Genomic DNA, 8,248 nt, shown 5'->3' with positions numbered 1-8,248 from the left:
CGCTCGACGTGACCGAGCGCCCGGCCCCGCGTCCCAAGGTTGAAGCCGGCGTCAAGCTGCGCGGCGCCGAGAAGGTTGCACGCATCCCGGTAAAGATCATTCCGACCACCGAACTGCCGAAAAAACCTGACTGGATTCGTGTACGTATTCCGGTTTCGCCGGAAGTCGACCGGATCAAGAGCCTGCTGCGCAAACACAAGCTGCACAGCGTTTGCGAAGAAGCGTCCTGCCCGAACCTGGGCGAATGCTTCTCCGGCGGTACCGCGACGTTCATGATCATGGGCGACATCTGCACCCGTCGCTGCCCGTTCTGCGACGTTGGCCACGGTCGTCCGAAGCCACTGGACGTCAACGAGCCGGAAAGCCTGGCCATCGCCATCGCTGACCTCAAGCTCAAGTATGTGGTGATCACCTCCGTTGACCGCGACGACCTGCGTGATGGCGGTGCTCAGCACTTTGCCGACTGCATCCGCGAAATTCGCAAACTGTCGCCGAACGTGCAGTTGGAAACCCTGGTTCCGGACTACCGTGGTCGCATGGACATCGCCCTGGAAATCACTGCCGCCGAGCCGCCGGATGTGTTCAACCACAACCTGGAAACCGTACCGCGCCTGTACAAGGCTGCGCGTCCGGGTTCGGACTACCAGTGGTCGCTGACCCTGCTGCAGCGCTTCAAGCAGATGATGCCGCACATTCCAACCAAATCCGGCCTGATGCTGGGTCTGGGCGAGACCGACGAGGAAGTTATCGAAGTCATGAAGCGCATGCGCGAACACGACATCGATATGCTGACCTTGGGCCAGTACCTGCAACCGTCGCGCAGCCACTTGCCGGTGCAGCGTTTCGTGCACCCGGACACCTTCGCCTGGTTCGCCGAGGAAGGTTACAAGATGGGCTTCAAGAACGTTGCTTCGGGTCCGCTGGTGCGTTCTTCGTACCACGCCGACGAGCAGGCGAAGCTGGTCAAGGCTGAGCTGCTGGGTTCCTGATCCATCGCTGAAGGCTTCACAAAATACCCGCCTCGGCGGGTATTTTTGTATGGGAAGTTTGACCACTTAACCTGTGGCGAGGGAGCTTGCTCCCGCTGGGTCGCGCAGCGACCCCAGTATGCTTGGGACTGCTGCGCACTCTAGCGGGAGCAAGTTACTGGGCCACAATGCCTCTTTTGTTTATATGTGTTCCTGACTACTGTGTCTGCACGACTTCACACACGGAGCCCCACGGATGACCGTTCGACCGACCCACACCCTGTTCCCGCATAAACCTGTACCGGCCTTGCCGTCAGAGGGGCTGATCGGTGTCATTGCCCCAGCCGGCCCCGGCGCGCTGGACACGGACAAGGCTGTGCAGTGGATGCGTGCCCGTGGTTACGAATTACGGGTGTTCCCGGGGGTTTATGAGAAGGACGGCTACCTGGCCGGCAGCGATGACGTGCGACTCAACGATTTGCATGCCGCATTCGCTGATCCCGAGGTCGACGCCATTATCTGCCTGCGCGGTGGCTACGGTACGCCACGGCTGCTAGACCGTATCGACTTCGATCTGCTGAGCCGCAACGCCAAGCCGTTTGTCGGCTACAGCGACATCACCGCCCTGCACCTGGCCATCAGCCGTTACGCAGGCTTCGTAACCTTTCACGGGCCGTTGCTCAATGCGGACTTGTTGGGTGACAAGGAACCGCCGACCGTCGCCTCGTTTTTCGCCATGCTCCGTGGCCAGGTGAAGGCGGGGAGTGTGTTGAGTCACCCGGTGGCTCACCCATTGACCACGGTCGAGCCCGGGATCGCCCATGGACGCTTGCTAGGCGGCAATCTGGCAATGATCGCTTCGACCCTCGGTACGCCTTATGAAATCGATGTCGAGGGGGTGATTTTGCTCATCGAAGATGTCAACGAACCGCTGTATCGCATCGACCGATTGCTGACCCAGATGCGTCTGGCCGGCAAGTTGGCAAAACTGCGCGGTGTGCTGGTCGGGGATATCGCGGGAGTAGAAGTCGAGGCGCTCAACCGCTTGCTCAAGCAGACTTTCGAACCGTTGCGGATTCCGGTGCTATCGGGGTGGCGTAGCGGGCACTGCGATCCGAATCTGACGCTGCCGTTGGGCGCGCTGGTTCGACTGGATGCGGGGAAGAAGGAGTTGATGCTGGAGCAGGATGTGGTGGTTCGACGGTAGAGAGTTATCGTCAATTCGTCAGTCTTCGCGGGCAAGCCCGCTCCCACAAGGTTCGTGGTGTACACAGATATTGTGATCACCGCTGAACCTGTGGGGGCGGGCTTGCCCGCGATGCTTTTACTGGCTACGCAGGCTCTCAAGCAGCTTATGCGTCGGATAGCCATCCGCCGGCCAGCCAAACGACTGCTGTGCACTGCGGATCGCCTTGCGCGTATTGGCGCCGATAATCCCGTCTGCTGTGCCCGCATCATAGTTGCGTGCACTCAGCAGGGTCTGCAACTCGATGCGCTCGGTACGGCTCAGCGGCAGATCATCTTTCGGCCAGGTGCCGTTGATCAGACCACCGCCATTGAAGCGCTCGGACAACAGGCTCACCGCCAAGGCATACGACGAAGAATTGTTGTACTTGAGGATCGCCCGGAAGTTGTCGAGGATCAGGAACGCGGGGCCTCGATAACCGGCCGGCAGCAACAGGGCGGCCGACAATTGCTCGGAGCCCGCAGGTACTTGACCGCCATTCGGCAGGATCACGCCCAGTTGCCGCCATTCGGCGACGCTTTTACGAATGGCGCCGTCGGCCAGCGTGTAGTTGAAGCTGCTCGGCAATTGCACTTCAAAACCCCACGGCTGCCCGCGCTGCCAGCCGGAGCTTTGCAGGTAGTGGGCCGTCGAGGCCAGCGCATCGGCAGGGCTGCCCCAGATGTCGCGGCGACCGTCACCATCGAAATCTACGGCGTGGGTGTTGTAGGTGGTCGGGATGAATTGAGTCTGACCCATCGCGCCAGCCCAAGAGCCAAGCATCTTCTCCGGAGTGATATCGCCCTGTTGCAGGATCTGCAGGGCTGCGATCAATTGCGCGTGGGCAAAGCCCGGGCGGCGGCCTTCGTAGGCGAGGGTGGCCAGCGAGTTGATTACCGACTTGCTGCCCTGGAACTGACCGAAGTTACTCTCCATGCCCCACACCGACACCAAGGCCTGACGGTCAACGCCATAACGCTGTTCGATGCTTTGCAGAATGTCGGCGTACTGGTTGATCAATGCCTGACCTTTGCGCACGCGCAATGGCGAAAGGGCGCCATCGAGGTATTCCCACACCGGGCGGGAGAATTCCGGCTGACTGCGGTCGGCGCGAATCACGCTGGCGTCGAAGCTGACATTGGCAAATGCGCGATCAAACAGGTCGGCGCGGATCCCGGCGGCCAGGGCATCCTTGCGGAAACCTGCTTGCCATTCGGCAAAGGTCTGGGTCGGCTGAAGATCGAGAGGGTCGGCGGACGGCACTACCGGCGGGATGATCGCTGGGGCCGTGGCGACAGGAGCGGCTTGGAGAGGTTGCGCGTCGGCGGCGGTCGGTTTTTCCGCGCAGGCGACAAGCAGAATGAAGCTGGAGGCAGCGATCATCTGGCGAACAGGCCAGCGACGGGAAAGACTTAGGGGCATGCACAGTTCCAGGGGAAACGAATCAGGTGCAGACCTTAACATGACCGGGGGGTACTGCGCTTCAGGCGGCCAGAAAGTAAGAAGCCTCCCAGCTGTCAGACTGGAAGGCTTCGCGGCGGTAGCTGCCTTTGCCCTTGGTTGGTCGTTCCTGGCGACTGCGGAACAAGGGTTGGGCGACGATGGATTTGGCCTTGTTGGGGCGATGTTTCGCTGGCTTTTTGCTCATGAGGGTTCTCTCGATCGAGTGGGTTTTGCGCGGCAAATAATCTGCCGATGTCGGGCGTCTGTCCAGTGCCTGTTGTGTAGGAATGTTCTGGCGCTTTCGCGAGCCGGCTCGCGAATGGCCGTTATGCGGTTGAGCGTCTTATTCAGCAGGCAAAGACAGTCGCTGGCCGGCCATCAATAACGCCAAACGACTCAGGCTCATCCATGGCGATCCGGCCGCCTGGCCCTTGATCTGCGCATCGATGCGCTGCGCTTCGAGCAGCAACTGCGCCCAGCGTTGCGCCGTATAGCGTTGCAGGGCTTTGCTCATCAACGGTTTGCGCTTGTCCCAGACCGGTGGCTTCGCCTGACTGAAACACTTGTCCAGCGGCGTGCCCTGGCTGTATTGCAGCGAGATATTGGCCAGCAGGCGCAACTCCCGCGCCAGCGCCCAGAGAATCACTGGCGGTTCGACACCCTCGCCACGCAGGCCTTCGAGCATGCGCAGGGCGTGGGCCGGTTCACCGTTGAGCACCGCATCGGTCAGGCCAAACACGTCGAATCGTGCACTGTCGGCCACAGCCGCCTGCACCGTTTCGACGGTAATCTGGCCACCCTCGGCCATCAGCTTGAGCTTTTCGATTTCCTGCGCAGCGGCGAGCAGGTTGCCCTCGACGCGCGCGGCAATCAGTTCGACGGCGTCCTGACTGGCCGACAAGCCGGCCTGCGACAAACGCTGACGAATCCAGCTTGGCAGCTGATTGGCATCCACCGGCCAGATCTGGATGAACTGGGTCTGCTGACCTTCGACCAGCGCCTTGCCCCACTTGGTCTTCTGCGCACTGCCATCGAGCTTGGGCAGGCTGATCAGCAGCACAGTGTCTTCCGCAGGGCGCGAGCAGTACTCGATGAATGCGGCAGCGCCCTTGTCACCAGGTTTGCCCGAAGGCAGACGCAGTTCCAGAAGGCGTTTCTCGGCGAACAACGACATGCTCGCGCCGGCCTGCAGCAACGTACCCCAATCGAAATTGGCGTCGGCGGCGAAGACCTGACGTTCGTCGAAACCTTGCTGGCGCGCAGCACTGCGGATGGCGTCGGCGGCTTCCTGGCACAGCAGCGGGTCATCGCCACTGATGATGTAGACCGGCGCGAGGGCGCCTTGCAGGTGTTTGCCGAGTTGAGCGGGAGCGAGCTTCATAAGAACAATCGAACGGGGCGCCTGAGCGCCCCGAACGTCTTACTGCTGCGGAATTTCAAGCGGCGACTGACGCGGGGTTTCCGCTTCAGCCTTTTGCGCCGCCTCGAGCGCGTCGGCTTCAGCCTTGGCGCGGTTGTTGGCGGCTTGCTGCAGTTGCTCCAGTTGACCCGGGGTCAGCTGTTGCAGGCGCAGCATCATGCGCTGAACCAGCTCGCGACGAATATCGCGACGCGCGTCGTTGGCTTCCTGGTCAGAGCCGACGAGGTTGTTGCCGTCGTGGATAAATACTTTCTGCACTTCAAGCTTGTCGCTCAGCAGGGAAAGGTTCTTGTCGCCACGAATGTCATAGCTCAGAACAGTGCTGACCTGATATTCGCCCGTACGGCCGGCACCGGCGTAGCTGAGAATGCGCTGGCTTTCCTGTTCGTCAGCCAGGAACAGCTTGTACGGCGCGCCGCTGTAAACCTTGACGCCGCTGGATTCCAGTACCTGACGCAGTTGAGTGACGGTCTCGCCATAGGCGTTACGCGCGCTCAGATCCAGTTCCTTGATCGACAGTTCATTGGTGCCGGTACCACGCAGCTGGAAACCGCAGGCGCTCAGCAGCACAGCGAGGCCCATCACCAGCAGATTGCGTTTGATCATTGTGTTGCTCCCCTTGAAACCATGTGGGCCGTTCATGCGGCCCGAAAGGTTTTACTTGGCGCCGGGCAAACCCGGCGCCCGATCCAATTAGCTGGCGACGATATTGACCAGTTTCCCGGGCACTACAATCACTTTACGAATAGTCAGGCCATCGACGAAGCGCAGCACGTTTTCGTTGATACGCGCGGCGGCTTCGACTTCTTCACGGGTCGCGCTGGCCGGCATTTCGATCTGGCCGCGCAGTTTGCCATTCACTTGAATAACCAGCGTCAGGCTGTCTTGTACCAGCGCGCTTTCGTCTACAGCAGGCCAGTCGGCATCGATGACCGCGTCAGCATGGCCCAGTTGATTCCACAGCTCGTGGCTGATGTGCGGCGTGATTGGAGCCAGCAGCAATGTCACGGCTTCCAGACCTTCGTGAATCAGCGCGCGATCCTGCTCGGTGCCTTGCGGAGCTTTTTCCAGCACGTTCATCAGCGTCATCACCTGAGCGATGGCGGTGTTGAATTTGTGGTTCTGACCGACGTCATGGCTGGCCTGTTTGATGGCCAGGTGGATCGCACGGCGAACGGCTTTCTGCTCGTCGTTCAGGCTAGCGATGTCGAGCTTGCCCGGCAGGCCCTGAGTGACGTGGGCTTGCGCCAGTCGCCAGACGCGTTTGAGGAAACGGTGCGAACCTTCAACGCCGGAGTCGGACCATTCGGCGCTCATGTCCGGTGGCGATGCGAACATCATGAACAGGCGGCAGGTGTCGGCGCCGAACTGGTCGATCATCGACTGAGGGTCGACACCGTTGTTCTTCGACTTGGCCATCTTCTCGGTGCCGCCGATTTCTACCGGCAAGCCGTCAGACTTCAGCTTGGCACTGATGACTTTGGCTTTGCTATCACGCTCAAGTTCTACGTCTGCCGGGTTGAACCAGGTGTAGGCACCGTTGGCTTCGCGGCGATAGTACGTTTCGGCGATCACCATGCCCTGGGTCAGCAGGTTTTTGAACGGTTCGTTGGAGCTCACCAGGCCTTCGTCGCGCATCAGCTTGTGGAAGAAGCGCGCGTAGAGCAGGTGCAGAATCGCGTGTTCGATACCGCCGATGTACTGATCCACCGGCAACCAGTGGTCGGCTGCGGATTTCTCGACCAGACCGCCTTCAAAGTGCGGCGAGGCATAACGGGCGTAGTACCACGACGACTCTACGAAGGTGTCCATGGTGTCGGTTTCACGCTTGGCAGGCTGACCGCATTTCGGGCAGTTGCACTCGTAAAACTCAGGCATGCGCGCCAGTGGCGAACCGGCGCCGTCAGGCACGACGTCTTCCGGCAGCACGACTGGCAGTTGGTCTTCCGGCACCGGCACGTCACCGCAGGCATCGCAGTGGATGATCGGGATCGGGCAGCCCCAGTAGCGCTGACGGCTGATGCCCCAGTCGCGCAGGCGGAACTGGGTGCGCGAGGCGCCCAGTTGTTTTTTGATCAGGGCGACTTCCATGGCGTCGAACGCGCCAGCGAAGTCCAGACCGTCGAACTCACCGGAGTTGATCAGCGTGCCATGCTCGCCGTAGGCGTCTTGCCATGGGGCCGGGTTGGTGTCGCCGGAGCTGGTACGCACCACCGATTTCACCGGCAGGTTGTACTTGTGGGCGAATTCGAAGTCGCGCTCGTCGTGAGCCGGGACCGCCATGACCGCGCCGTCGCCGTAGTGCATCAGTACGTAGTTGGCGACCCAGACAGGCAGCTTTTCACCGGTCAGCGGGTGCTCGACGAAGAGGCCGGTCGGCAGACCTTTCTTCTCTTGCGTGGCGACGTCGGCTTCGGCAACGCTGCCGCCCTTGCATTCCGCGATGAACGCTTGCAGCTCAGGATTGTTTTGCGCGGCTTGTGTGGCCAGCGGGTGCTCGGCAGCAACGGCAACATAAGTTGCGCCCATCAGGGTGTCCGGACGGGTGGTGAAGACTTTCAGGGTGCCGGCTTCGCCGATGGAATCGACGTTGTACGGGAACTGCACTTCCATGCCACGGGATTTGCCGATCCAGTTGCGCTGCATGGTCTTGACCTGTTCAGGCCAGCCCGGCAGATCGTCGAGGCTCTCCAGCAGCTCATCCGCGTAGGCGGTGATCTTGAAGTAGTACATCGGGATTTCGCGCTTTTCGATCAGCGCGCCGGAACGCCAGCCGCGACCGTCGATCACCTGTGCGTGGGCCAGAACGGTCTGATCGATCGGGTCCCAGTTCACGGTGCCGTTTTTACGGTAGATCACGCCTTTTTCGAACAGGCGAGTGAACAGCCATTGTTCCCAGCGGTAGTAATCCGGTTTGCAGGTGGTGACTTCACGCGACCAGTCGACCGCCAGACCCAGGCTACGCAGCTGGGTTTTCATGTAGGCGATGTTTTCGTAGGTCCACTTGGCCGGTGCGACGTTGTTCTTCATCGCGGCGTTTTCCGCCGGCATGCCGAAGGCGTCCCAACCCATCGGTTGCAGAACGTTCTTGCCTTGCATGCGCTGGTAGCGGGAGATCACGTCGCCGAGGGTGTAGTTGCGCACGTGCCCCCTGTGAAGCTTGCCGCTGGGGTAAGGCACCATCGACACGCC

At 60.8% G+C, this 8,248-nt stretch carries 7 protein-coding genes; 2 read left to right on the top strand and 5 right to left on the bottom strand.

The window, feature by feature from the left end:
* Positions 1-8 precede the first annotated feature (8 nt).
* Positions 9-989: a lipoyl synthase gene (lipA, locus tag ACIONG_RS26800; RefSeq protein WP_394597386.1), complete on the top strand. Its 981-nt coding sequence runs from the start codon at positions 9-11 to the stop codon at positions 987-989.
* Positions 990-1,224: 235 nt separating this feature from the next.
* Complete coding sequence (locus ACIONG_RS26795; RefSeq protein ID WP_401303711.1) at positions 1,225-2,175, top strand: LD-carboxypeptidase; 951 nt, start codon at positions 1,225-1,227, stop codon at positions 2,173-2,175.
* Positions 2,176-2,292: 117 nt separating this feature from the next.
* On the opposite strand, the gene ACIONG_RS26790 is transcribed toward ACIONG_RS26795, so the two are convergent.
* From ACIONG_RS26790 to leuS, 5 genes are all read right to left on the bottom strand, one after another.
* Positions 2,293-3,615 carry a lytic murein transglycosylase gene (locus ACIONG_RS26790; RefSeq protein WP_103303681.1) on the bottom strand — a complete coding sequence of 441 codons (1,323 nt, stop codon included), beginning with the start codon at positions 3,613-3,615 and terminating at the stop codon, positions 2,293-2,295.
* Between the two features lie 61 nt (positions 3,616-3,676).
* Positions 3,677-3,841, bottom strand: a complete 165-nt coding sequence (gene arfA, locus ACIONG_RS26785) for an alternative ribosome rescue factor ArfA (protein WP_103303680.1) — start codon at positions 3,839-3,841, stop codon at positions 3,677-3,679.
* A 138-nt stretch (positions 3,842-3,979) separates the two neighbouring features.
* On the bottom strand, positions 3,980-5,017 hold the full coding sequence (gene holA, locus ACIONG_RS26780; protein ID WP_166216743.1) for a DNA polymerase III subunit delta: 1,038 nt from the start codon (positions 5,015-5,017) through the stop codon (positions 3,980-3,982).
* A gap of 39 nt (positions 5,018-5,056) precedes the next feature.
* Entirely contained in the window at positions 5,057-5,662 is a 606-nt protein-coding gene (gene lptE / locus ACIONG_RS26775; protein ID WP_103303678.1) for an LPS assembly lipoprotein LptE, read from the bottom strand.
* Positions 5,663-5,749: 87 nt separating this feature from the next.
* A partial coding sequence (leuS, locus tag ACIONG_RS26770; protein ID WP_401303708.1) for a leucine--tRNA ligase occupies positions 5,750-8,248 on the bottom strand: 2,499 nt, incomplete at its 5' end.

The sequence above is a fragment of the Pseudomonas sp. NPDC087817 genome (genome assembly GCF_044742875.1).
Taxonomy (GTDB): domain Bacteria; phylum Pseudomonadota; class Gammaproteobacteria; order Pseudomonadales; family Pseudomonadaceae; genus Aquipseudomonas.
This window is presented reverse-complemented; position numbering and strand designations above follow the sequence as displayed.